This window comes from uncultured Methanobrevibacter sp., from assembly GCF_902774605.1.
In the GTDB taxonomy this organism is placed as follows: Archaea; Methanobacteriota; Methanobacteria; order Methanobacteriales; family Methanobacteriaceae; genus Methanocatella.
The window spans coordinates 1-26,025 of sequence record NZ_CACYJE010000007.1 but is presented as its reverse complement, the minus strand read 5'-3'; the positions used below and the strand labels follow the sequence as shown (position 1 = coordinate 26,025).

The window sequence follows — 26,025 nt, the reverse complement described above, 5'->3', positions numbered from 1 at the left end:
ATTAATTTAATTTTACTATTTTATTGTTATTTTACTTTTTGCTGAAATTTTATAATTATTATTTCCAGAAGAAATTATCACCTTGTGGTTTCCTTTAGATAATTTTTTGGTATTTAACTTAGCAACACCTTTTTTGTTTGTTTTAATTTTATATATTTTTGATTTTTTGCCTGTAAATACTTTAACCTTAACTTTAACATTTTTTAAAGGTTTATTATATGCTTTAACAGTTAGCTTAAAGTATTTGGATTTTTTATACTTATTGGTGACTTTAGGTGCTTTGACTTTGGTTGGTGCCTTATTGATTTTGATTGAAGCAGATTTTTCAGACAAACTCATAACTGCAGATATTTCATCAGAAGATATTGTAATTTTATAGTTGCCAACATCTAAGTCAGATACTTTAACATTAGCAACTCCTTTTAAATCCGTGCCAATACGATAATTTTTCAAATACCATCCATTCTTGAATACTGTTACATACAAATCAACATTTCCAGCAGGAGAATTATCCTTATTAAGTAATTTTAAGGAACATATTTTACCTGATTTATATGTTGTGGAAAAACCGTTCAATATCAATTTTGCAGATAATTTTTCAATATTCAAATCATTACTTGAAACGACAAGTTTACTATTTCCGGAATCTGCAATGAACTGAATGTCCCACACACCCACATCCACTAAAGTATTGTGGGATGCAAATGCGAATTTGGCTATTCCATTCGAATCGGTGACCACATCAAATGTTAATTTATCCAATGAATCAACATTAAATGCATTTACATGAATTTTTTTGTTTGAAAAAATTTTATTATCTTTTGTGAATTTTACTTGGACAATATCCCCATAAAATGAAGGATTTTTTAAAAATTCAAGTTTTAAGTTTTCATTAATTATTTCGCTTGATTTAACAATATTATTATCCATTCTTATTTTCGGAGAAACATAACCTATGCCTGCAATTTCATCCTTTGCATTATTATTTACAAAAATGTTATTAAAAAGATTGCCCCCCATTACAGGATAAATAAACTGAAGAGCCCTCATTAGCCTTGTTAAGACCAAATGTGGAATCTGAAATATTGATTATTGCATTATTTGAGTAAAATGAAATCGCACCTGCGTCATGATTAACCTTATTATTTTCAAATTTGCATGAATCTACAATACAACACCCATCATAAATTTTAAAATATAAAGCCCCACCTCCATATTCGTCAAAATTATTTGAAAATCTTGAATTTTTTATTGAAATGAAATAAGATAGGTATGCTGTTGGGTCCATATTAATAGCACTATTCTTATTATTGGTGAAATTTGAATTTGTAATGGTCATTTTTTTAAATTCGTTTGAAATTCCCCCACATTACTATTAAGCATAACCATGAATAGGACCATAAAATTTTATAATCCACAATATCAAAAATCTTGACATTCCTTGAACATAATGCTTAATAATAATATTGTTAGTTATTAACTTTGAATAATCTTTTTGAATATCTAATTCAGAACCATCCTTCTCCATGCAATATTTACCCCAAGTAAAATTAATTAGACTTTTCTAAATACAAATTGAATACTATGTAGAAATATATTACAAAAATTATATAAAGGAATATTATTAAATTCAGTATAAATAGAAAAAATACTTCAATATGACATTTAAATATTAAAAAAAAGAGTTTTAGATACTATAATTGAAAAATAAATTGAATATTTAAGAATTTAGATGATTTAAAATAAGAAAAATTAAAAAAGTAGAGAAAAGTTAATTTCTCTAGAATAAGTCTTGTAAGTGGATTTGGTAAGGTCCTAAGTTTCCACCGTAGTTACCAGCACCGATTTCGATAACACCCGGAACTTGACAAGCAGCTTCGATACCTGCTTTCATAGCAGCCTTGACTGATTCTTCGTCAACACCGTCAATAACGATTTCCATGTTTCCGAATACGTTTTCTGGTAATTCAGTTTCTACTTGGTCTTTTAATGTTACACATTCTTTTTCGTTGGTGGATGCGCTCATGAATGAGTATTTGGATCCTGTTTTGGAACCGGAAGCAACCATACCACCTGAGAAAGGAGTGATTACACCAGCAACAGCGTGAATAGCATCAACAGCAGCTTCAGCTGCAACGATGGAAGCCATTTGACTGTCAGCCATGATGAAGAAGTTTCCACCTGCTACTCCGTCTTTCCAGCCCATTTCATCTTCCACTAAGAATTCACCGGACATGATTGGGATTACGTGCATTTTTTTACCGTTAACGTCTTTTTCGGTTTCGTATCCGTCACCGAAGAATTTGAGTTGTTTTCCGGTTGGGAATGCTTCTTCGCTTTCTAAAGCATTGAATGCTGCTGCGGTAGGAGCGGTTAAAACACATTGTCCGATTCTGTCCATGATTTGTCCGCCTAATGCTTTTTTGGACATGTGGCAAATCATGATTGCGTAACCTGGTCTTCCATCTGGAGATTCAGTTGGAGGAACGTATTGGTCAATACCTGCTTCTGCAGGGCATCCGATAACTGAAGTAGCGAATCCGGTAGCTTCAGTAGCAGCGATTTTAGCTAAATGTTTGGTAGCTGCAGTGATAATAATTCTAGATACTTTAATTCCAAAACCTTCAGCAAAGGTATCTTGTATTTCTACGCCATTAATTTCCATATTTTCACCAAAATTTTTTAAGATAAATTTATTTGTGATAATAATATTTATGAGAATATATTAAAATAAAGTTTTCTATTTTATTTGAAAAAAAATATTAATATAAACCTATTTAACCCCAATCAAATCATTGACAATAGGTATTTTAGATAAAACATAGATTATTAACCATGAAAATATAAATCCCACTGCAAACAATACTAAAAAATCGAAAATATAATTTGATGAGAGGTGAAAAATCTTGCGGGTCACCATCATCATCTGACCATGAATGAGATACATCCCATAGCTGCACAATGCAACGGATGAAATTGCCTTCCTCACGGGTGTCGCAACATGATTGATTGATTCGGTGTTTTTAAATAAGCAGAAGACTCCTATGGCCACCAGGGTTACCGGCAGGGAGTATCTTTCAAAAATGAACAATAAATCCACATGAACCAAAGTGTAAGCGTAAATGAGCATCATTATTGATGGAATGATTATTAAACTCCAGATAATTATCGGATTGGTGAAAAGTCTTCTTGGAGTGTATCTCATGTAGTATCCCAAAACTGCAAAACCCACCGGACTGACCACAAAGGAAATGGCAGGAGGAATCGGAAGCATCAAAGTGTAAACAAGAATATTATAAACAACCCACACAATCAGGAAATACTCTATTTTACTTAAATCCGCATTAATAATCCATTTATTTAAGAATGGCATTAGAATATAGACTGCAAGCATCATCCAGACAAACCAGTAAACAACTGACCCTGGAGCCCTGCACAATAACATGTCTTTGAACAACTGCAAAAAGCCCATTGGTCCGAACTGGCCGACGATGCCAACGCCCGGAAGGAAATAAGAAACCGCAAAAAGCATGACTGTGAAAACCAATGACCAGAAAAGGAATGGCTTGACAAGGCGGGGAATGCGCTTGATGTAAAACTCCTTGACTGATTCGGAACGGCCAAGCAGCAACGCGCCGGACAGCATCAAAAACAAGTCGACGCCTATCCTTAAAAAATTGGTCACGAAGGTTTGATGAACGCCCTGCAGGGTGTAAATATTGTGAATCGTATAATGGACTAATTCTGCTATATGACCATTGACGTGCAATAATATGACTATAAGAATAGCCAATGCACGCAGGGCATCAAAATAAAAAATACGTTCAGACCTATTGACCATTAAAATCTACCCATCATCAAGTTCATCACTCAAATCCCCTTCAATCTCATCAGGTGACGAGGAGGATATCTTGTCTAAAATGGATGATCCGTATTTTGGCAGAATCACAAGACCGATTATTGTAGCCATCCAGAATGAAATCAGCCTTTCGATTACTGTGGCCGCCGCACTGACAGATGAGGATATTCCGGCTGAGGAGTAGAATAGTATCATCAATCCGTCTACCGCACCAAGGCCTCCCGGAAGCAATGGTATCATTCCAACCAGTGATGCGACTATAAACACTTCACCAATGACTATCGGACTGACATTGGCTCCGAATGCCAGGAAGACAAGATAAACCCGTATAATCTCAAGAACCCAGATGAAGAATGATAAGGAAACTGTAATGACCAATCCCCTCTTGTTTGAAATCAGTGTTTTCATGGTATTCTGGAAACCGAAAATGGCTTCATGAATGTTATTTTCCAATTCCTCGGAATTTTTCTTGTAGAACCTTCTGACAAGACCAATAATCCAACCTTCAACCCTTGTGCCGAATCCCGGATTGACGCACATGTAGATGAGGACCGCTAAAATAATGATGATTGCAATAACCGCCACAATCATTACGGCAAGCAGCCAAGTAGGCATCTTGAAGTATAATGTCATTGCAAGAATAGTGACGGCCGCCAGAACAACAAAAGGAAAAGTGTCCAATGCCCTGTCAGCCACAACTGTAGCCAAAGTCTCTTCGAATTGATAATCCTTTTCCTTGGCCAGGACATAAGCCCTTACAGGCTCTCCCCCTCCACGTCCGGATGGAGTGATGTTGTTGACCGCAAGACCCACCAGAACCATCGGAAGAAGCTCCCTGATGCTGATGTCCATATCAGCCAGCCTGTTCAGTATTTGCCAACGCAGAGTATACATGAAATAAGTGAAAATCTGAGTTAGGATAGCCAAGGCCACAATGTAGATATTGGCTATTCTAAGAGCCTCCAACACCTGTTCTATGCCGACAAACCATAGCATCACAAGCAGAATAATTACACTTATCCCCAATAGCAAAATTGTTTTACGGTCCATAGTTTATAATAGTTATAATTTTCAATACTTATAAATTTATATAGAATTTTATTCAAATTTTACATTAATGAGATACATTACAAAAACAGACTTACTAATAGTTGCGAAAAATTCAGGATATCTTATGATAGGGATTGGCGCAATGTGCCTAATTCCATTAATATTCGATTTGATATATTTCGAATTCGACATTCTCAGTTTTGTGATTCCTGGAGCAATATCCATACTGTTAGGTGTTTTTGGTTTAACTTATTTTGATGATAAAGTCAACAAGAAGATGCGCCTCAAGCATGGAATGATGATTTCATCCTTCGCATGGCTGTGGGCCAGTCTGATTGGAGGATTCGTTTTCACACTGGCAACAGGAATTTCACCTATCGACGGCGTTTTCGAAAGCATGTCCGCATTGACCGGTACCGGAATCACAATGTTCGTGGACGTGGAAGTCCTGCCCCACAGCATCCTATTTTTTAGAGCCCTTGAACAATGGATTGGAGGTTTGGGAGTGGTTGTTATGGTCATCGGCGTTTTGACCAAGCCAGGTTCCGTATCATCCAAGCTTTACCATTCAGAAGCTCGTGACGAGCGCATAAAGCCAAGTATTAAAAATACAATGGAGAAAACCCTGCAAATCTATGCCATTTATACCGTGGCAGGAATAATATTATATATCCTTGCAGGAATGCCCGTCTTTGATGCCATCTGCAACACATTCCACATTGTTTCAACAGGAGGAATGGGCATTAAAAACGCCAACATGGGCTATTACCAAAGCGACATCATCTATCTGATTTCAATTGTCCTTATGATTCTGGGAGCAACAAGCTTTTTAGCACATTATAAGGTTATCAAGACAAGAGGAAAATCCATATTCGGAGACCTGCAATTCCAAATAATAATAACCGTGATTGCGCTTGTAAGCCTAATGCTTTATCTCGTATCCGACATCGTGCCGATAGACCTGGTGTTCACCGTCGTATCAGCAATCACCACCACCGGTGCCAGCGTTGCCGTGCCGAACGTGATGGCAGGATGGCCTTCATTCGTGATAGTGTGCCTAATGTGCCTAATGATAACCGGAGGTTCCAACGGATCCACAGTAGGTGCAATCAAGCTGGTGCGCATGATCACCTACTTTAAAGGAATTTACCGCCACATCAGGGAAATCTTATCCCCTGAAGGCAGAGTCGTTCCCGTTAAACTTAACGGACACAGCATCCCTGAAAAAGCAATTGCACAGGCTGGAAACTTCATCACACTCTACATGATGTTCATCATGTTCACATGGGCACTGTTCTGCCTTTTCGGCTACGACCCATTCAGGAGCCTCTTTGCCGCAATGTCCCTGCAGGGTAACAATGGTTTGGAACTTGGAATCATCACCCCTACATTAAATCCTATACTTAAAATCGTCAGCATGTTCGACATGTGGACAGGAAGGCTTGAAATATACCCTGTGCTAATAACATTAAGGGCAGGTTTCGAAATATTCAAAAGATAAGATTTATATTATCATAAAATAAATATTGATTATCAATTGTTTAAGAGGCGATTTTGTGTATGCAATTATTATGGGAGGAGGTCGTGTAGGACTTGCTCTTGCAAACTTGTTAATTGACAGTGGAGCAGACATTGCTTTAATCGAAAGTGACGAGACATTATGCAACGAGGCTGCAGCTGAACTTGATGCACTCGTAATATGTGGAAACGGAACCAGTTCAAAATTACTAGAGGAAACCAACATTGAAGACGCAGACTTCTTCATAGCAACAACAGGAAACGACGAGGCAAACCTATTGTCATGCATTCTGGTTAGGAAATATGATGTGGAAACCATCATTGCACGTGTAAGTAACCCTGACCACGAGGAAGCATTTAAAGAAGTGGGAATCGATAGGGTGATCAGCCCTGAAATCAGCGCCGCAAGAGACCTGGCGCAATACGTCACAAACCCGAGAGTTTCAAAACTGACCACTCTTGGAGAGGGTGACGCTGAAATCATTGAGATGACTATAACCAACGACAAGGTTGTTGGAAAACGATTTAAGGAAGTTTCCCCTACAAAAGACTACATTATCATTGCCACTTATCAAAACGGAAAACTAATTATCCCACAGCCTGACAACACCATCAGCCGTGGGGAAAAGGTTTCAATCCTCGTTAAGAGAGGAACCTTGAAAAAGGTATCTAAAAAATTAGAGAAGTGAATAGGACATCCTAAGATGTTCCTTCCCATTCCCTTCAACACAGGGACCATGACCTGGATAGATGTTTTTAACATCCAATTCCAGGAGTTTGGCAACACTGTTTTTCATATCCATGTAATCACCGCCGATGTCCATTCTTCCAACGCCACCGCCGGCGAATATTGTGTCGCCTGAAATCAAGCTTTCACCATCATAAAGACAGATTCCACCTCTGGTGTGACCTGGAGTGTGGATGACCTTAAAATCAGCTATTTCATCACCATCTTCCAATTCAATGTCCACCCTGCAGTTGCCCGGCTCTTCAAAAACGGACATTGATGTTCCCAGTGTATCCTTATTTTTAATGGAAAGGGCATCCTCACGGTGAATGGCTATTTTGGCGTTTGGGAAGAAATGGTTTCCACCGATATGGTCAAAGTGACAGTGAGTATTCACAACCGTTTCAATATCGTCCGGTTCAACCCCGTTTTCACGAAGTTTGGAGAATAAATAATCCTTGTTCAGACCGGCACCAGTATCCACCAGTATATTATCATCGATTAAACAGTAATTTGAATCAAAATTATAACCCATTATAAAAACAATTGAACTCATGAAAGATAATATAATCAAGAAAGTAATTAAAAGTTTGGAAAAAAAGTTTAGTATAAAAATGGGGTCATAGGGATTTGAACCCCAATCCGGGGATTTCTCTTGTCTCAGTACTCCAATTGATCATCACAACAGGTACTGTTCAGTTACGCGTATATTTCTTCAAAGACAACTGGAGTCCCCGATGCTGCCAGGTTACACCATAACCCCACATAACATACAATAATAACTTATGTTTTAATAATATATAAATATTTGGTATCAGTCGAATTTCATCTGCTTATCGATGCCTACTATCTCATCAATCTCAAAACCTTTTTCAAGCGCATAATCCTTTTCAACACGATAATTGCCATTTCTGGTTCTTGGAGTGTTTTCCGGTTCTAAAAACAGCCATTTAGTGTATTTGAACCTAACTCCAATATACGGTTTTGCACCGAATATTTTTGAGAACTCGCATAATGCAGTAATCTGCTCCTCTTCAATATAGATCTTATCCTTGGTGGTTGTTTTAACCTCAATAGCCAAATATAACTTACCATTTCCCGCCAAAACATCAGGCAAAGGCCTTTTTGTTGCTCCACCAGATGCGGGAGCCCTCATGGCGGCAAAATTCCTATCCCATAGTTTATGTACCAAATCCCTTTCTTCAGCTGATCCTTTCTTAGCCATAATAACCCTCAGATATTAAAAAAATTTTATTACACTATCTATTATTGAAATTAGAGTATATAAATAAAATGAGAGAGAGCGGATGATTAGTATTATTGAAATTCTAAAAAAATAGTTTTTATAAATGGGGCCGGGGCCGAGATTCGAACCCGAGTCCCGGGATCCACAGTCCCGGAGGATGACCGCCTACCCTACCCCGGCATGAAATATTATGAATATAAAAAAATATGTTAAAAGTGCGGGAGCAGGGATTCGAACCCTGGAAGACCTGTGTCAACAGGTCCTAAGCCTGTCCCCTTTGGCCTCTCGGGCACCCCCGCTTATAAAAAGTAAGGATACGTAGAAACCATTAAAAATCTTATAACAAATTTTTTAAAATGCTCCGACCGGGATTCGAACCCGAGTCTTCGGCTCGAAAGGCCGAAATGATTGGCCGGACTACACCATCGGAGCATACAAATACAAACTAAGTTTATTTAACATGGGCCCAATGGGGTTCGAACCCATGACCTTCCGGTTATGAGCCGGACGCTCTACCTGGCTAAGCTATGGGCCCAAAAGCGCCATCGACAGGGCTCGAACCTGTGACCAATCGGTTAACAGCCGAACGCTCTACCTACTGAGCTACGATGGCATGAGACACCCATCTAACTTAACCAAATAAAACCCATGATTAATAATCAAAAGACTTTAAACAGTAATAATAACTTTGCATTACATAGTATATAAAGCTTTTGGTTTTTGAACTTATTTGATAAGAAAAATCAAATCTATACAATTATTAATTCAAACTAGTATATAAACTTTAAGGAACAAAAGTACTCACATGGATACTGACATATTTGACTTAATAAAAAAAGCCAACAAAACAACGCTAGACAAACATGGCAATCTAATAACTCTCGAAAGAGCGATATTCCTATCATGGTGGTGTGACAAGGGAGACTGTGCATTCTGCTACATGTCAACACAAAAAAACAAAATCAAAGACCCTCACAAAGCAAGAAGAAACACCAGCAACATCTTTGCAGAAGCCGAAATGTGCAAACGCCTAGACTGGAACATTGAATTCCTATCCGGCGGATACGAATCATTCACGACACAGGAAATCAAGCAAATAGCCACAACCATAAAAGACATTACCGGACAAGGCGTATGGCTAAACACCGGAATAACCGATGAGCTGGATGAATACGGATCAGAAATCACCGGAATAACAGGTGCAGTAGAAGTTGCAAACCCCGAAATCCATGAAAAAGTCTGCCCATCCAAAAAGTTGGATGACATAAGCAATATGTTAGATACAGCAAACGATTTAGGATTCAAAAAGGCAATAACAATAATCCTAGGACTCGGAGAAACACTGGATGATGTAAACTACATCATAGACTACATAAAGGACCATAAGATAGACCGAGTGATATTCTACTCCCTGAATCCACATAAGGAAACCATCTATGCAAACTCATCACAGCCGGCTTCACTATACTATGCCCAGGTAGTGGCTCAGGTCAGACTGGCATTTCCTGAAATCGAAATAATCTGCGGAACATGGATCGACAATCTTGCAAACATCGGAATACTAATCTTGAGCGGAGCCAACGGAATAACAAAATTCCCATTGTTCAAAATGTTTGGAACAAAATACGGCAAGAGAGTTGAAGAGGAAGTCAAATGGGCAGGACGTGAACTGAAAGGAACATTCACAGACAAAAGCCAACTGGGGCCTAAACATAGCGAAGTCTCACCTGACCTGGACAAGTTCATCAAAAGATATGTCAAGGAATCCTTGAAAAATAAATATTGATATTAATTTAAAATATTTATTTATGCATATAACAATAGTATAATTACTTAATTAATTAATATCTTTATATACTTCTTTTTTATTGGAAATAAGTTTAAATAATATGCCAAATAAATATTTGAATTGAATTTTTAAATATTAAAAATTTCATTAAAATCCAACCACAGCCACAGCATGAAACGAATAATCATTGAAAGATAGCTGATGAAACTTTTAAATTATCAAAAATGTGGTTAAAATGAAATTATCATTAGAAATATTGATCAGAGAAGCAGAAAACTTCACCAAGCTTGAAAGTCAAAAATCCCATCCGGAATTACTCGGAGTCAGTGACGGAAAACGCATTGGAACTTATATCGAACATGAATTTAAAAATTATCTTAAAAGGAAATATGAATTCAATATTGGTTCAAGTGCCAAAGGAATAGATTTTCCCGACCCACACATCAACACCGACATTAAAGTAACTTCAACCAAAAAACCCCAAAGTTCATCCCCCTTCAAGAATATAGAACAAAAAATCTATGGGTTAGGTTACAACATCCTTCTTTTCGTCTACAAAAAAAGAGAAATCAACAATCAATGTTTCCTCAAATTCAAGCATTGCATCTTTATCACATCGGAAAAAACTGCAGACTATAACTTAACAAAAAGATTAAGAAGGTTACTCTGCAAGGGAGCCAGTGAAAAGGAAATTATTAATCTTTTAAATGAGAAAAATATTCCTGGCGACAAAGAAATTTTAGAAAACCTTGCTAAAAAGATAATGTCCAATCCTCCAAAACAAGGTTATCTGACAATCTCAAACGCATTGCAATGGAGATTGAAATATAGTAATGCGATAAATTTTAAAGATCAACTTAACGGGAAGTGCAAGCATGGAAAAATTCAATAGGAAGGAATTCGGCGATTACCAGACTCCATTATTTTTCACAGACACCATATGCGAATATCTGAAAAACGAGTTAAAAATAATGCCTGAAATCATTATTGAACCGACCTGCGGCATTGGAAACTTTCTAAAAAGCGCATCCGAATCACTGCCATATGAAGAATTGTATGGTATTGACATTGACCCGGCCAAATTAAAAGAAGTTGATGAAACAATCCCCAATTTAACACTGATTAACGAGGACATTTTCAAATTCAAATTCGACAATATCGACAAAAGCAAAAACATTTTAATAATTGGAAATCCGCCATGGGCAACCAATACCGAATTGTCAAAACTGAACTCAACCAACCTTCCCGAAAAATCCAATTATCGAAACGAAATGGCCATCGACGCCATGACAGGGGACAGCAACTTTGACATTTCAGAGGCAATCATCCGCAAAATCATCACCGAATTCAAAGCAACCAACACAACAATCGCATTATTGTGCAAGAAAATTGTTGTGAGAAACATCTTCAAGGATCTGATAGAAACCAACACCAAGTATAGCTTCATCCGGCAATTGAACTTTGACTCTTCAAGAGTTTTCAGGATTGATGCTGAAGCGTGCCTTCTTGTCCTTCAATTTGGAGGATCCACATTAACCGACATGGCCTGCGGAGTTTCAGACCTTTCAAACCCGAATAAGACACTGTACAGGTTCGGCTTTAAGGGCGGCAATTTCTACTCCAACATTGACGATGTTCCAGACATTGACGGTGAATGCGTTTTCGAGTGGAGGCAGGGCGTCAAGCATGACTGCTCAGGCATAATGGAGCTTGATTGTGTTGACGGGAGCCTCTTCAATAAAAATGGGAATAAATTATCCATCGAAACCTCTTTAGTATACCCCCTGCTTAAAAGCAGCCAGGTCAAGAGGCCCATAATCACTGAAACCTCAAAGTACATCATAATAACCCAAAAAAGAATAAATCAGGACACTTCCTACATTGAAGATGAAGCTCCTGAAACCTGGAAGTATTTGAACAATAACAAGGAGCATTTTGACAAGCGCAAAAGCTCAATATACAATGGCAAGCCGGACTTCAGCATTTTCGGAATTGGAGACTATTCATTCAAAAAGTACAAGGTGGCGGTTTCAGGCTTTTACAAGAGCCCCATCTTCTCGCTTGTCTACACTGACAAGACATTCATGCTGGATGACACATGTTACTTCCTATCCTTTGACGATCATGATTCCGCATACGTCACAATGCTTGTTTTAAACAGTCCGCTGGTCAAGTCGTTTCTTAAAAGCATTGCGTTTCTTGATTCAAAAAGGCCTTACACCAAAAGGGTGTTGAAGAGGATTGACATTGAAAAAAGCCTTGAAACGCTCAGCCTCGATGATTTGAAGAGTGTCGAGGCTGAACTTGGATTGGGAAGTTATCTTGATGAAAAAATTCTCAATGATTATTCCAGGACGATTAAAAGAAAATTTAATAATAAATGTAAAGCATAATATAGAATATATAACTAATTATTGCAGGTGTTTAAATGACCTTAAATGTAGGTGTGATTGGTGCAGGTTCCCTAGGTACCGCCATCGCACAGATAATGAGTGAAAACGTTAATGAAGTATTATTGCATGTTAGAAAACAGGAATTATGCGATGATATCAATAATAAGAGGTATAATACCCAGTACTATCCAAGCCAAAAACTAAAGGAAAACATAAAGGCTACAGTCGACGTTGATGACTTGAAGAATTGCGAAATAATCTTTTTGGCAATACCTTCTTCCGCATTCAGGGACACTTTGAAGAATCTTAAAGAAGTGATAAGCAACGATACAATACTTGTCACTACCGCAAAAGGAATAGAGTATCCTTCACTGAAAACCATGGGAGATTTGATATCCGAGTATTTCGATGAGAATTACGTCGCATTGTCCGGACCGAATTTCGCCTCCGAGATAATGCTGAACCAGCCGACTGTGACCAACATCTCATCCAGAAACCCTGAGAATTCAAGGAAGGTTAAGGAAGTGTTGGCAACCAAACAGTTCAAGGTGAAGATCATTGATGACATCAAGGGAATTGAGCTTTGCGGTGTTTTGAAAAACGTGAATGCAATTGCCAATGGAATCTGTGAAGGAATGAACATCAATGAGAATGCAAGATACAGCATCCTGACACGAGGATTCATCGACACAATCAGAATCATCGAGTCCTTTGGAGGAAACTCCGATACCGCACATGAGTACTGCGGTTTTGGAGACCTGATTTTGACTTCAACATCATTCGAAAGCAGAAACCATACCCTTGGAATACTGTACGGCCAAAGACTGATCATTGACGAAGTGGCGAGCGGAATCGTTTTTGAAGGAAAGAATTCAATAAGGGCAGTCAAGGACATCTGCGACAACAACAGTATACACAGCGACATTGTGAATTTTGTTTATAACGTTATTATCGACAAGCAAGCCCCTATAAAGGCGTTTAATAAATTATGGGAGACAATTGAATAAAGAAGGTGAAATAATATGATCGGAGTAATTTTATCAGCAGGAATGGGTTCTAGACTAATGCCCCTTACAAAAGACAGGCCAAAGCCATTGCTTGAAATCAACGACATGACCCTGCTTGAAAGGATGATTAGGAACCTGATGAACGAGAACATCAATGAATTCATAGTAATCGTAGGCTACAACAAGGAAAAAGTGGTTGAATTCACCCCAACCCTTGAAGAGAAATATGACATCAGCATTGAGATAATTGAAAACGAGAGATATGACGTGACCAACACTTCAGTGTCAACATATCTTGCAAGCAAGCACATTGAAGAAAACGGCGGCGACGATTTCATACTCATCAATGGGGACAATGTTGTCGACCCTGAAATCATAACAAGAATAGCCGAAAGGGAAAACACCAGCCTGATTGTTGACAACTACAAGGACTTGAATGAGGAGTCATTCAAACTGATCATTGAAAACGAAAGCTTCAATGAGGATAAAAGCATCGCCAACGGAACCATCAAGGAGATAGGCAAGGGAATCGACATTCCAAGTTCCACCGGAGAATTCATCGGCGTTTCAAAGGTTGCCTCAAAGGACCTTTCAAAATTCAACAGCATACTTGAAGACCTGATGAGCGAGGATGAGCAAAACTATTACGACTTCGCATACAGGACATTAAGTGCCGAAACCCCAATCGACTATGTGCTAACCAACGGACTCAAATGGACTGAAATCGACGACCATAACGATTGGCAGCAGGCTCAAAAACTAATTGATGAATTTGAAAACTAATTCATTAATTATTTAATTCTTTTTTTATCTTTTGAAACATCTTCCAAAACCACTATTTTTAACATATATTTATAAATTAAATTAAACAAATATAGTGATAATATAAAAAATTATCCCATAAGGAGGAATTATTATTAGTGACGATGTCGATATGATGTGTGGACTTGAAATCCACGTACAATTAGAAACCGAATCAAAATTATTCTGTGATTGTCCTACAAACTATCAGGACGCACCTATTAACTCAAACATATGCCCAGTTTGTCTTAATCAGCCAGGTGCAAAACCACATCCAACAAACATTAAAGCATTGGAAAACGCATTGATGATCGCTTTAATGCTCAACTGTGAAATAGACCAAGACGTAATATACTTCATGAGAAAGCATTACGATTACCCTGACTTGCCGTCAGGCTATCAGAGAACTTCAGTTCCTATCGGAATCAACGGTGAATTGAACGGAATCAGAATCCGTGAAATCCACGCGGAAGAAGACCCAGGCCAATTCAAACCTGACAGAGGTACCGTTAACTTCAACCGTTCCGGAATCCCGCTGGTTGAAATCGTAACCGAACCGGACATTAAGTCCCCTGAAGAGGCAAGGAACTTCCTGAAAGAATTGATACGCGTTCTCCAGTACAGTGGAGGAGCACGTGGTGAAGGTACCATGAGGGCAGACGTTAACATATCCATCAACGGAGGAAACAGGGTGGAAATGAAAAACGTCAACTCCATCAAGGGAGCATACAAGGCATTGAAATTCGAACTTATCAGGCAGAAAAACCTCATGAAAAGAGGAGTTGAAGTCAAACAGGAAACCCGTGCATACCTTGAAAGCCAAATGATCACTGTAGGTATGAGGATGAAGGAAGACGCTGACGATTACAGGTTCATAACTGACCCTGACCTTCCACCGATGAAGATTTCCGATGAAACCATCCAAAGGATTCTTGACACCATGCCGGAAGCTCCTCACAATAAGGTTAAAAGATTTGTTGAAGATTATGACATCGATGAGGAATCCGCTAAGGTATTGACTTCAGAACTGGATCTTGCAATCGCTTACGAGGAAGTTGTAAAAGAAGTCGATTCCAAGTTCGCATCAAAAGTCATGAGGGATGAATTGAAAAGAGTATTATCCTATAACAAGTTAGACTTTGCAGACAGCGGAATAACCTCCTCCGATTTAATTGAATTTTTAAAAATGCTTCAGGATAAGGAAATTACCGCCAAGGCAGGCCATAAAATCATCGAGCAAATGCCAAACAATGACAAGTCACCTAAAGCAATTGCTGAGGAATTAGGATTGCTTGGTGTTGTGAAAGACGATGAAGTGCTTGCTGCTGTAAAACAGGCAATCGATGAAAATCCAAAAGCCGTGCAGGATTATCTGGATGGTCAAAAAGCATCCCTTAACTTCCTAGTGGGTCAAGTCATGAGATTAACTCGTGGAAAAGCCGACCCTGGAGAAACTGTTAAACTTTTAAAAGAGAATATTGAATAAATCCGGGAGGAAGACTGCATGGGCGAGAAGAAATCTTTTGTTAAAGATTACATGACCAAAAATGTTATTAGTGTTTCCCCGGATACTGAAACTGAAAAAATAATAGAGTTGATGAAGGAAAGTCATCACAACAGTTACCCTGTTGTTGACAACAATAAGCTAGTGGGCATGGTAACTGCATTCGACATCGTCGCTAAGGAATGGGCTGAAACAGTTTCAGGAATTATGAGTACTAAGCTAGTCGTTGCAAATCAGGACTTGTCAATCAATGACGCTTCAAGAGTAATGTTTAGAAGAGGCATATCCCGAATGCCTGTCGTTGACGGTGATGGGGCATTAGTCGGCATCATCACAAACACCGACATGGTCAGGTCACACATTGAAAGGTCAACACCCAATAAGGTTGAGTACTTCAAAAAGACCATGGAACAGCTATACGGCATCAAGACCACCTTGAGGCATATGCGTGTTGAAACCAATAAATTGAGACCAACACAGGACAGGGTTTATGCAGATGAGCTTGAAGGCAGAGCCTATGAATTGGAAAAGGGATTGGCCGAACCTGCAATAGTCGTTAAGACTGGTGAGAGATGGATTCTTGTTGACGGTCACCACAGGGCAGTTGCCTCAGCGCAAAGAGGTTACGAAACCGTCGATTCATATGTTGTTGATTTAGGCAAGGACATTAAGTTAGGAATGGAAAAAACAGCAGATAAAGCGGGAATATTCAATTTTGATGATATTGAAATCATTGATGATGATAAGCATCCGTTAATAGCACTTACAGAAAGCTTACAGGATCAAGAGTCAAAAGGTGATGATTAATGGATAACGATAAGATTATAAGAGAAGTTTATGAAGTTCTGGAGTCTAGAAGAGACAATCCGATTGATTCATACACTTCCAACATCATGAAGGACAGTGACAAGAAGGCTGAAGACAAGATTCTTGAAAAGATAGCTGAGGAAGCGGGTGAAGTGTTGATTGCTTCCAAAAACGATGAGAATCTTGTTTATGAATCCGTTGATTTGATTTTTCACACATTATTGCTCCTGGCATATAAAGGCGTGGAGCTAGATGAAGTCTTCGAGGAATTTGCCAGAAGGCGAAAATAAGTAAAAACTTTATTAATAAATATTAATATAAATTAAGTTAAATTGAAAAAATATTGGTCATTACAATGTTTGATACGTTTTCAGAAAAAAAATTTTTATTAACCGAACTGGTTAAAAGGAATTTGACTTCAAAGTATAAGGATTCAGTTTTAGGTATCCTATGGAGTTTTTTCAATCCCCTTTTAACCATGCTGGTATTCACCGCAATCTTTTCCATGCTGTTCGGTAGAAACATTGAGAATTATCCGGTTTACTATCTGGCCGGAAGGCTAATGTTTGATTTCTACACTCATGGAACCAAAGGTGCAATGAATTCCATTCGGAAGAATGCGAATCTTTTAAAGAAGATTTTCGTTCCGAAACGGATGTTCGCCACAAGTTCGATATGTTATGAATTTGTTAACTTTTTGATTTCATTAATCATATTATTCGGAGTGATGCTCATTACCGGATCACCATTCCATTTCACATTGATATATACAATAATCCCAGTTGCATTGCTTGTAATATTAATATTCGGTGTCGGATTGATTTTAGCAGTGTGCAACACTTATTTCTCAGATATTGGGTACCTCTACAATGTATTCACTTTAGTGTTGCTTTATGCTTCCGCAATGTTTTATCCGATTGAGATTGTGCCTACACAGGTGCAGATACTATTCACATTAAACCCGGTATACTGTGCAATGACCTGCTTTAGGCAATGCGTATACGGTGCATTTCCAGACGTTTCAATGCTATTGTATTTAGGCGCATTTGCATTCACAACATTGGGAATCGGAGTTATACTGTTCAACATATATGATAAGAAATTAGCTTTAGAATTATAAACAGGTGTTATTATGGGCGTAATAGATAAAATTAAAGGAATTATAGGATCTAACAAGTCACTTGATAATAGGCCTGTCCTGGATGATAATGTTGCAGTTAATGTGGAACACTTATCCATGGAATTCAAAATTACTAAAGATAAAATCGACACTTTAAAGGAGTATGTTATCAGAACCCTAAAGCGCAACAAGAAGGAAAAGGAAAAGGTCAGGGTTCTTGACGACATTTCTTTCAAAGTTTATAAGGGCGACAAGTTAGGAATTCTTGGATTTAACGGTGCCGGTAAAAGTACTCTTTTAAAGATCATGGCCGGTATCTACGAACCGACCTCCGGCAAAATTGAGATAAACGGAAAAGTTGCTCCACTGCTTGAATTGAGTGCCGGTTTTGACAAGAATTACACTGGAAAAAATAACATTTATCTCAATGGTGCTTTTTTAAGTATGGATAAGGATTTTCTTGATGAGAAATTCGATGAGATTGTTGAATTTTCAGAGTTGGGAGAATACATCAATTATCCAGTTAAAAACTATTCCTCCGGTATGAGGGCCAAATTGGGTTTTTCCATCGCAACCCTCATTGAACCTGACATTCTCATTGTTGATGAAATCCTATCTGTTGGGGACATTAAGTTTAGGAAAAAGAGTTCCCAGAAAATCAATGAACTAATGGCTGAAGGGGTTACCGTGCTGCTTGTTTCCCATTCGATTAGCCAAATGAGAAAAATATGCGACAAATGTATCTGGATTGACAATGGTAAAATCGTTATGGAAGGGGAAGCCAACGAGGTTTGTGATGCATACGTTGAAAATGCCGGCAGCAAGATGAATAAAAAAAAGAAAAAAAAGAAATGAGGCATTGATATGGATACCCGATGGATTAAAATACTAATTATACTTATTATAGGGTTAAGTGCAATGTACTTAATCGTTGATAATTCAAATACTGTGGGAAATGCAATTACCGTAATCGGCGATGTGTCAGTTACCTTGCCACCTGGCTTTAAGGCAGGAGACACTCATGCAACCGATGCGTCAATGTACAATCCGGACAACAACAACACAATTTTCATGGAATTCCTTGGCAAGGGAAACACTTCCTTAAAATCATACAAGCAGAATTTGAATTCCCTTAAAAGCAATGGAAATGTGAATATCCTCGATCATTCAAAAAAAGACAATTATTATGTTATTCATTATGAGGATTATGGTTCAAAATACGACAATCCAAAGGAAACATTGATTTTCTTTGAAAAGGACAACCGCACATTGTCCATGAGATTGGTGAAATATGACAGTTTCAACACTCAGGACAAGGAGATATCATTCATTATGGATAATATCAAACAGGATTTCAAACAGAACAAGAACACCAATGAATATAAAGAGTTCACAATTTAAAGGATGAACTCCATATTATGCATTCCCCTTTCGAATCCGGGGAATTTCACTCTTTTTTTATTAAATTCCTTGAAGCCGATTTTTTCATATAGTTTTCGCGCACCAGTATTTCTGAAGTCCGCATCCAATATTACCCTGTTGAGGTTTTTTTCACGGGCATACTCTATCACTTCAGCAATTACCTTCTTACCCAATCCCTGGCCCCTTAGGGAATCGTCTATGGCGACCTCTGCAATGTACAGGTCACCTGGCCTGACATCGCACAATACGAAATAGTCCAGTATGTCGACTATAAGCAGTCTCAATGACTTGAAGTAGAAGTGGACCTTGAACTTGTCTATATAATATATAAGTATGCCTATGATGTTGTCGTCATCGTCAAGTATCACCGTGAATGTTTCGAGATCCTCATCCAACAGGCTCTTGTATATCCTGTCGATTGCAGTGTCGCTTGACTTGAACAGCATGTCGAATGTCCTGTAATCAACGTCATAAACCAGTTTTGCGACTTTACTTACATCATGCTTTTTAGGATTGAATGTTTCATATCTCATTTAACCACTGTTTACAATTGTCAGGGCGAATACTCCCGCACCGAAGCCGTTGTCGATGTTCACCACCGCTATTCCCGGTGCACAGGACTGGAGCATTGCATCAAGGGCAACCCTGCCCCCTTCTCCCACTCCATATCCAACTGATGTTGGCACGGCTATGACCGGAACGTCAACCAGTCCCGCTACAACTGACGGCAGCGCACCTTCCATTCCTGCACATACGATTAGTGCCCTTACGCCTTGTGAAATCATATGGGCGATTTGGGGAAACAGCCTATGGATTCCAGCCACACCGATGTCATATGAGGTTATTGCCTCGCATCCCCCCTCCTCAACTATCACTTTCGCTTCCTCGGCAATGTTGATGTCGGATGTTCCGGCAGTTATTATTCCAATCTTGGCTTTTGGCTCTTTTTTGGTGAGTTGTTTTCTTATGATGAGTATTTGCGCTCTTTTATTGTATTCAATGATGTATGGGTTTTCACCCAAATCAGCAATTATCTTGTCGTGTCTTTCTTGAGATAGCTTGGTTATGATGAGGTCCTCATCACTGTTTTTTAGGTAGTTTCTGATAATTGTGATTAGGTCCTCGTAGGTTTTGCTTGGTGAGAATACGGCTTCTGGAAATCCTGTCCTTTCACTGCGCTTAATGTCGAACTTGGCAATGTCGTCGAACTCGAGAATGTTGTCTGCCTTCAGGAGCTGTTCGGCTTCATCTACATTAAGTTCCCCATTAACTAATCTTTCAAGAATGTCTTTCATAATATAATATATGGGATAAAATTATATAAAATTTGACTTACAATATTATAATTTAATGAAGGCTCTAAAGATTTTAACACAAGGAATAGTTCAAGGCGTAGGATTCAGGCCATACATCTACAGACTCGCAAGTGACCTGGACCTGAAAGGGCATGTGAGAAACCTTGGAAACGTTGTTGAAATCATAGTTGAAGGTGAAAACACCAGTGAATTTATCGACAGGCTACCGAGAGAACTGCCGCCAATCGCCAAAATCGATTCCATGGAAGCTGAAGAGATTCCAATAGAAAACTTTACTGATTTTGAAATAATAGAAAGCGCAGACGCATACTCCGGCGTCAGCGTCATACCCCCCGACATTGCAATATGCGACAAGTGCCTGGAAGAGATTAGAAACCCTGAAGATAGAAGATACAAGTACGCATTCAACGCATGCACAGATTGCGGACCCCGCTTCACCGTCATCGAGAGCGTCCCGTATGACCGTGTAAGAACCTCGATGGAGGATTTCCCGTTATGCGACGACTGCCTGGTCGAGTACAGGCAGCCATTGGATAGGCGCTACCATGGCGAGGCCATATGCTGCAGCGACTGCGGACCCCAAATGGAAATATATGAAGGCTTGGAAAAGCTGGATGTTGAAAATCCAATCAAAAAAGGATCAGAGATACTCAAGGAAGGAAAGATTCTTGCAATCAAGGGAATCGGAGGAACACACCTCGTGGTTGATGCGTATAATGATGATGCGATAAGGGAATTGCGAAACCGCCTCAACCGTCCGAACCAGGCATTTGCGGTAATGTGCAAGGATCTGGAATCATTAAAAAGATATGCTCAATTAAGCCAGCGAGAAATTGAAACAATAACAAGCAACAAAAGACCAATCGTCATTTTAAAGAAAAATGAAGGTTATAAGTTTCCAGAGAGCCTCTCACCAGGACTGCACAACATTGGAGTGATGCTTCCATACTCACCTATGCACTACCTCCTCTTTGATGAGGGAGACATCGACACTTACGTGATGACCTCCGCAAACATCCCCGGCGAACCGATGATGATTGAAAACAAGGATATCATCAATGGAGTAAACGACTACTCACTGATACATAACCGCAGGATAGTGAACCGCTGCGACGATTCAGTGATAAGGTTCAGGAACAATGAACTGTCATTCATCAGACGTTCCAGAGGATACACACCGGAACCCTACACTATAAACTATGACGTGAACGACATGAATGTTCTCGCATTGGGTCCTGAGCTTGACGTTACATTCTCAATCGCCCGTGGAGACAAGGTTTATCCTTCACAGCATATTGGAAACACCAACAAGCCAAAGACATTGATGTTTTTGCGCGAAGCAATTGAGAATATGGAGAGAATCACCAAAATAAATGAGTTCGATGTCATAGCCTGCGACATGCACCCTCATTTCTTCACAACACGCCTTGCACATGAGCTTGCCGAGAAATACTCTGCGGAAGTCTTGCCGGTCCAGCACCACCATGCCCATAGCGTTGCCCTTGCAAACGACCATGGAATCGATGACTTGATAGTCATTGCCGCTGACGGTGTGGGTTACGGCAGTGACGGCACAAGCTGGGGAGGGGAAATATTATACACTAACATCAACAGTTTTGAAAGGATGAGTCACCTGCAGCCTCAACTTATGCCTGGCGGAGACATGGCGACAAGATACCCTGTCCGAATGCTTGCAAGCATCCTTGATGATGATGAGTTGATTGGAAATTATGTTGATTACTTCAAGTATGGCGAGATTGAAATCAAAAACATCAAAAAGCAAATGGAAGCCGGAATAAACGTGGGTTTAAGCACAAGTACAGGACGTGTGCTTGATTCAATGGCCACAGCATTGGAGATATGTCATGAGAGAACATATGAAGGAGAATGCTCAATGAAGCTGGAATCAGCAGCATATTACTCAACAAAGGAACTGGACATTCCAGTGATTATTGAGGATAGTCAATTGAACACCACCGAGATTCTGCGCGAAGTGGTGAGATTATACCAAAATGGTGAGAAGAAAGCTGATGTGGCCGCTGCAGGTCAAAGGGCTGTTGCAAGAGGTTTGAGTGAACTTGCAGTTCAAGCAGCAGATGCGAAAAGCGTTGAGGATATCGGTGCTACAGGAGGAGTTTTCTATAACGAGGCCATTACCGAAACCGTTAAGAGTCATGTTGAAGGCGATGGATATAATTTCATACAGCACCTGAACACATGTGCCGGTGACGGTTCCGTTTCCCTAGGCCAGAGCATCGTTGCTAAAAAGATTTGAATAGAAATTATGCAAAGAGACATGAATCATATCTCAAATTTTTTTCCATGAAAATTTTCAACAACATAACTCATAAAGAATTTAAAACCCTACTTTGTTCCACATCTGTTGAATTCCTCATGAATGGAACCCGATTCAAAAGCATCAATTAATCATTGCACATTTTCGCTTCGATTATGCTAAATTCTGTTTCGTGAACCTGGACTATTCCTCCTTACAGTTCATTATCCTCAGTACGGATTCGCCTGCGCGCCTGCCATGGTTTTTGAAGATAATGTCTTCATGAAACTTCACGTCACCTCTTCAAATTTAGTGATTACTGTTAATTAATCATGCATTATTTAAAACTATTTATTATTTAATTAGAACAATATTTATGTGTCAAATCAAAAAAAAAACAAGGCGAAAATCAATATTAAAAAAAGTAAAAAAAGGTGTTTGAAACGATTAGTTCAAACATCTGCTTATCTATTCTTCATGGTCCTTTCCAGAATGTACTCGGCCCTTTCCTTGAGGTTGCCGTATAGTCTTATCTGATTTTTCAGCTCGTCGATCGCTTCAAGCTGTCCGGCATCTATCCTCTTTTCTATGTCGAGCAGTTTTGACCATTCATCTCCTGATGGAAGTTGTAAAGTGTTGAGAATATCGTCTGTGAACTGTACGTCGAAGTTGTTACGGTTTATTGTGATGTGTATGTTGACTTCGTTTTGCAAATCGTAGTATTTACGTGGACGACCTCTTAAAATCTTTTTATAAGAAGAGTTGAGGATTCCTATATCTTCCATTGCACGCAGGTGTGCAATTATTGCTTTTTGACCAATGTCAAGTTCATTGGAGATTTCACTAACAAACATAGGTTCTTCCCTTAAAAGATTTATAATGTCTCTTCTGGTTTTACAACCCATTACATCAAGGATATCTTCTACATCAATGTCGTCTGCCTGGCCGTCGTAGTTTCCACGGATTTCTATGTGGCCAGTGGGTTCATTGACATTTCTGCGAGATTTTTCATTTTTCTCAATGTCGTTTGTACTAGTCATGATTATACATTATGTATCGAAACCTTTATATAACTTTTTGTTACTATAATAATGTAAGAGAAAGATAACTTTTGGTTACTTTAATATTTGGTTCAGAAAAACTTAAAGTAATAACTCTTGAATGATGAACCATTTTCCTATATGTCCATAAATTCCCAAAAACCAATGTTAAAGAACTAAAATAAAATCTTCTCGGGTTAGAGTTATTACAAAAGTTTTTCAAAAAACCTCAAAAAGGTGTAACTATGACTGATGAAAATAAAAGCGAAACTGAAGCAACAATTATTGATTTCGAAGAAAAAATTGAGGAGCTTGAAAAGGAGCTCGCCCAAAAGAATGAAGAAATCGAAAAACTTCAAGGCGACCTTGAAAAATCCGAGGATGAAACCAAGGAATACATCGCACTATCACAAAGACTTCAGGCAGACTTCGAAAACTTCAAGAAAATCCAAGACAAAAGGAACAAGGATCTTGTGAAATTCGCAAACGAAAACGTGATAAAAGACTTCCTCGATTGCTATGAAGACTTCGGTAGAGCTTTAGAAACCGAAAAAGATGAAGACTTGAGAAAAGGTATAGAGTTAATATACAATAAGTTTAGTGACGTGCTCACCAAAGAAGGCGTGAGCGAAATCCCTGCAAAAGGAGAAAAATTCGACTTGAACAAGCATGAAGCCCTAATGGTTCAGAAATCCGATGACGTTGAAAACGGATACATCATCGAGGAACTCATGAAAGGATACATGTACAAGGACAAAGTTCTTAAATATTCAAAAGTTATAGTTTGTAAAAAATAACGTTTATTATATAATATATTAAAAAAAATTAAGGTGATTAATTATGTCTGACACTAAAAAAGAAAAAATTATTGGAATCGATTTAGGTACAAGTAACTCAGCAGCATCAGTGCTTGTGGGAGGAAAACCAACCACAATCCCATCTGCTGAAGGAGCAAGCCAATACGGTAAATCATTCCCAAGTTACGTTGCATTTACAGAAGACGGTCAAATGTTAGTCGGTGAACCTGCAAGAAGACAAGCAGTAACCAACCCTGAAAATACAATCAGTGCAATCAAAAGAAGCATGGGTACTGATCACAAGGTCACTGTAAACGGAAAACAATACTCCCCACAGGAAATCTCTGCATTCATTCTCCAAAAAATCAAAAAAGACGCAGAGTCCTTCCTCGGAGAACCAATTGAAAAAGCAGTTATTACCGTGCCAGCTTACTTTGACGACAACCAAAGGACCGCAACCAAAGATGCAGGAACCATTGCAGGACTGGATGTTGTAAGGCTCGTGAACGAACCTACCGCAGCAAGCCTCGCATACGGACTTGACAAGGCAGATGAAGACGACATGAACATCATGGTATACGACCTCGGTGGAGGTACCCTGGACGTAACCATCATGGAATTCGGTGGAGGAGTCTTTGAAGTAAGGGCTACCAGCGGAGACACCCAACTCGGTGGTACCGATATGGATAACGTATTAATCAAATACTTAGCTGATGAATTCAAAGCACAAGAAGGCATCGACTTAATGGATAACGATCAAGCAGTGCAAAGATTAAGAGAAGCTGCTGAAAAAGCAAAAATCGAATTGTCCACCACTACCACAACCGAAGTAAACTTGCCATTCATCGCAATGGGAAGTGACGGAACTCCTAAAAACTTAATCATTTCACTTACAAGAGCTAAATTAGAAGAGCTCGTTGATTCAATTGTAGAAAAATCCGGAAAACCAATGCAACAAGCATTAGATGACGCTAAAATGAGCAAATCCGATATTGACAAAATCATCCTTGTCGGAGGACCTACCAGAATGCCAATCGTGCAAAAATTCGTTGAAAAATTCATAGGAAAACCAGTCGAACGTGGTATCGACCCAATGGAATGTGTATCCATGGGAGCTGCTATTCAAGGAGGAGTATTAGCTGGTGAAATTAAAGACATCGTTCTTTTAGACGTTACTCCATTATCCCTCGGTATTGAAACCTTAGGTGGAGTATCAACAACTTTAATTGAAAGAAACACCACTATCCCTACCAAGAAAAGCCAAGTGTTCTCCACAGCAGCCGACAATCAGCCTTCAGTAGACATCAACGTTCTACAAGGTGAACGTAAAATGGCAGCAGACAACACTTCCCTC

The 26,025-nt window shown here is 39.0% G+C and carries 26 protein-coding genes and 6 tRNA genes; 16 read left to right on the top strand and 16 right to left on the bottom strand.

The window, feature by feature from the left end; genetic code table 11:
• Nucleotides 1–15: 15 nt before the first annotated feature.
• From QZU77_RS02870 to QZU77_RS02850, 5 genes are all read right to left on the bottom strand, one after another.
• Nucleotides 16–1,050, bottom strand: a complete 1,035-nt coding sequence (locus QZU77_RS02870; RefSeq protein ID WP_295599734.1) for a hypothetical protein — start codon at nt 1,048–1,050, stop codon at nt 16–18.
• Nucleotides 1,001–1,288, bottom strand: coding sequence for a hypothetical protein (locus QZU77_RS02865; protein ID WP_295599731.1), 288 nt, complete (start codon nt 1,286–1,288; stop codon nt 1,001–1,003). Before QZU77_RS02865 ends, QZU77_RS02870 begins: the two co-directional genes overlap by 50 nt.
• Before the next feature lie 492 nt (nt 1,289–1,780).
• Nucleotides 1,781–2,665 carry a formylmethanofuran--tetrahydromethanopterin N-formyltransferase gene (gene fhcD, locus QZU77_RS02860; RefSeq protein ID WP_292806796.1) on the bottom strand — a complete coding sequence of 295 codons (885 nt, stop codon included), beginning with the start codon at nt 2,663–2,665 and terminating at the stop codon, nt 1,781–1,783.
• A gap of 108 nt (nt 2,666–2,773) precedes the next feature.
• The gene (locus QZU77_RS02855; protein ID WP_295599727.1) at nt 2,774–3,841 is read right to left on the bottom strand and encodes an acyltransferase; all 1,068 of its coding nucleotides are present in this window, start codon (nt 3,839–3,841) and stop codon (nt 2,774–2,776) included.
• Between the two features lie 6 nt (nt 3,842–3,847).
• Complete coding sequence (locus QZU77_RS02850; RefSeq protein WP_295599723.1) at nt 3,848–4,909, bottom strand: UPF0104 family protein; 1,062 nt, start codon at nt 4,907–4,909, stop codon at nt 3,848–3,850.
• A gap of 67 nt (nt 4,910–4,976) precedes the next feature.
• On the opposite strand from QZU77_RS02850, the gene QZU77_RS02845 reads away from it, so the two are divergent.
• Both QZU77_RS02845 and QZU77_RS02840 read left to right on the top strand, forming a co-directional pair.
• On the top strand, nt 4,977–6,410 hold the full coding sequence (locus QZU77_RS02845; RefSeq protein WP_295599720.1) for a TrkH family potassium uptake protein: 1,434 nt from the start codon (nt 4,977–4,979) through the stop codon (nt 6,408–6,410).
• A 55-nt stretch (nt 6,411–6,465) separates the two neighbouring features.
• Entirely contained in the window at nt 6,466–7,116 is a 651-nt protein-coding gene (locus QZU77_RS02840) for a TrkA family potassium uptake protein (protein WP_295599717.1), read from the top strand.
• On the opposite strand, the gene QZU77_RS02835 is transcribed toward QZU77_RS02840, so the two are convergent.
• From QZU77_RS02835 to QZU77_RS02800, 8 genes are all read right to left on the bottom strand, one after another.
• The gene (locus tag QZU77_RS02835; RefSeq protein ID WP_295599714.1) at nt 7,105–7,710 is read right to left on the bottom strand and encodes an MBL fold metallo-hydrolase; all 606 of its coding nucleotides are present in this window, start codon (nt 7,708–7,710) and stop codon (nt 7,105–7,107) included. The genes QZU77_RS02840 and QZU77_RS02835 overlap by 12 nt on opposite strands.
• A gap of 59 nt (nt 7,711–7,769) precedes the next feature.
• Nucleotides 7,770–7,917 (bottom strand) — tRNA-Trp (locus QZU77_RS02830).
• 51 nt (nt 7,918–7,968) lie between these two features.
• Nucleotides 7,969–8,379: a Holliday junction resolvase Hjc gene (gene hjc, locus QZU77_RS02825; RefSeq protein ID WP_295599711.1), complete on the bottom strand. Its 411-nt coding sequence runs from the start codon at nt 8,377–8,379 to the stop codon at nt 7,969–7,971.
• Between the two features lie 125 nt (nt 8,380–8,504).
• Nucleotides 8,505–8,580: transfer RNA gene (locus QZU77_RS02820), tRNA-His, on the bottom strand.
• A gap of 36 nt (nt 8,581–8,616) precedes the next feature.
• A tRNA-Leu gene (locus tag QZU77_RS02815) sits at nt 8,617–8,699 on the bottom strand.
• Nucleotides 8,700–8,757: 58 nt separating this feature from the next.
• A tRNA-Glu gene (locus QZU77_RS02810) sits at nt 8,758–8,832 on the bottom strand.
• A gap of 29 nt (nt 8,833–8,861) precedes the next feature.
• A tRNA-Ile gene (locus tag QZU77_RS02805) sits at nt 8,862–8,935 on the bottom strand.
• Between the two features lie 5 nt (nt 8,936–8,940).
• Nucleotides 8,941–9,013: transfer RNA gene (locus QZU77_RS02800), tRNA-Asn, on the bottom strand.
• A gap of 192 nt (nt 9,014–9,205) precedes the next feature.
• Between QZU77_RS02800 and QZU77_RS02795 the strand changes: the two genes are divergently transcribed.
• From QZU77_RS02795 to QZU77_RS02745, 11 genes are all read left to right on the top strand, one after another.
• On the top strand, nt 9,206–10,186 hold the full coding sequence (locus QZU77_RS02795; protein ID WP_295599707.1) for a radical SAM protein: 981 nt from the start codon (nt 9,206–9,208) through the stop codon (nt 10,184–10,186).
• A gap of 238 nt (nt 10,187–10,424) precedes the next feature.
• Nucleotides 10,425–11,081, top strand: a complete 657-nt coding sequence (locus tag QZU77_RS02790; RefSeq protein WP_295599704.1) for a hypothetical protein — start codon at nt 10,425–10,427, stop codon at nt 11,079–11,081.
• Entirely contained in the window at nt 11,065–12,582 is a 1,518-nt protein-coding gene (locus tag QZU77_RS02785) for a hypothetical protein (protein WP_295599701.1), read from the top strand. Before QZU77_RS02790 ends, QZU77_RS02785 begins: the two co-directional genes overlap by 17 nt.
• A 35-nt stretch (nt 12,583–12,617) precedes the next feature.
• Nucleotides 12,618–13,589 (top strand): NAD(P)H-dependent glycerol-3-phosphate dehydrogenase, encoded by a 972-nt coding sequence (locus QZU77_RS02780; protein ID WP_295599698.1) that lies wholly within the window; start codon nt 12,618–12,620, stop codon nt 13,587–13,589.
• A gap of 15 nt (nt 13,590–13,604) precedes the next feature.
• Nucleotides 13,605–14,372: a phosphocholine cytidylyltransferase family protein gene (locus QZU77_RS02775; RefSeq protein WP_295599696.1), complete on the top strand. Its 768-nt coding sequence runs from the start codon at nt 13,605–13,607 to the stop codon at nt 14,370–14,372.
• A 151-nt stretch (nt 14,373–14,523) separates the two neighbouring features.
• A complete protein-coding gene (gene gatB / locus QZU77_RS02770) occupies nt 14,524–15,876 on the top strand; it encodes an Asp-tRNA(Asn)/Glu-tRNA(Gln) amidotransferase subunit GatB (RefSeq protein ID WP_295599693.1) in 1,353 nt (450 codons plus the stop codon).
• An 18-nt stretch (nt 15,877–15,894) separates the two neighbouring features.
• Nucleotides 15,895–16,701, top strand: coding sequence for a CBS domain-containing protein (locus tag QZU77_RS02765; RefSeq protein ID WP_295599688.1), 807 nt, complete (start codon nt 15,895–15,897; stop codon nt 16,699–16,701).
• Nucleotides 16,701–16,991, top strand: coding sequence for a phosphoribosyl-ATP diphosphatase (hisE, locus tag QZU77_RS02760; protein WP_295599685.1), 291 nt, complete (start codon nt 16,701–16,703; stop codon nt 16,989–16,991). The genes QZU77_RS02765 and hisE overlap by 1 nt, the downstream gene beginning before the upstream one ends.
• A gap of 65 nt (nt 16,992–17,056) precedes the next feature.
• Nucleotides 17,057–17,821, top strand: a complete 765-nt coding sequence (locus tag QZU77_RS02755) for an ABC transporter permease (protein ID WP_295599682.1) — start codon at nt 17,057–17,059, stop codon at nt 17,819–17,821.
• A gap of 12 nt (nt 17,822–17,833) precedes the next feature.
• A complete protein-coding gene (locus QZU77_RS02750; RefSeq protein WP_295599678.1) occupies nt 17,834–18,676 on the top strand; it encodes an ABC transporter ATP-binding protein in 843 nt (280 codons plus the stop codon).
• A 63-nt stretch (nt 18,677–18,739) separates the two neighbouring features.
• A complete protein-coding gene (locus QZU77_RS02745; protein ID WP_295599675.1) occupies nt 18,740–19,222 on the top strand; it encodes a hypothetical protein in 483 nt (160 codons plus the stop codon).
• Here the strand turns inward: QZU77_RS02745 and QZU77_RS02740 are convergent.
• Nucleotides 19,219–19,776: a GNAT family N-acetyltransferase gene (locus QZU77_RS02740; RefSeq protein ID WP_295599672.1), complete on the bottom strand. Its 558-nt coding sequence runs from the start codon at nt 19,774–19,776 to the stop codon at nt 19,219–19,221. The genes QZU77_RS02745 and QZU77_RS02740 overlap by 4 nt on opposite strands.
• Nucleotides 19,777–20,538 (bottom strand): nickel pincer cofactor biosynthesis protein LarB, encoded by a 762-nt coding sequence (gene larB, locus QZU77_RS02735; protein ID WP_295599669.1) that lies wholly within the window; start codon nt 20,536–20,538, stop codon nt 19,777–19,779.
• A 55-nt stretch (nt 20,539–20,593) separates the two neighbouring features.
• Between larB and hypF the strand changes: the two genes are divergently transcribed.
• Nucleotides 20,594–22,834: a carbamoyltransferase HypF gene (hypF, locus tag QZU77_RS02730; RefSeq protein ID WP_295599666.1), complete on the top strand. Its 2,241-nt coding sequence runs from the start codon at nt 20,594–20,596 to the stop codon at nt 22,832–22,834.
• Between the two features lie 464 nt (nt 22,835–23,298).
• Here the strand turns inward: hypF and QZU77_RS02725 are convergent, their stop codons facing one another.
• Nucleotides 23,299–23,874, bottom strand: a complete 576-nt coding sequence (locus tag QZU77_RS02725) for an ArsR family transcriptional regulator (RefSeq protein ID WP_295599663.1) — start codon at nt 23,872–23,874, stop codon at nt 23,299–23,301.
• A gap of 245 nt (nt 23,875–24,119) precedes the next feature.
• On the opposite strand from QZU77_RS02725, the gene QZU77_RS02720 reads away from it, so the two are divergent.
• Entirely contained in the window at nt 24,120–24,671 is a 552-nt protein-coding gene (locus QZU77_RS02720) for a nucleotide exchange factor GrpE (protein ID WP_295599660.1), read from the top strand.
• Between the two features lie 43 nt (nt 24,672–24,714).
• Nucleotides 24,715–26,025, top strand: a 1,311-nt coding sequence (gene dnaK / locus QZU77_RS02715; RefSeq protein ID WP_295599657.1) for a molecular chaperone DnaK, incomplete at its 3' end; no start/stop codon positions are given.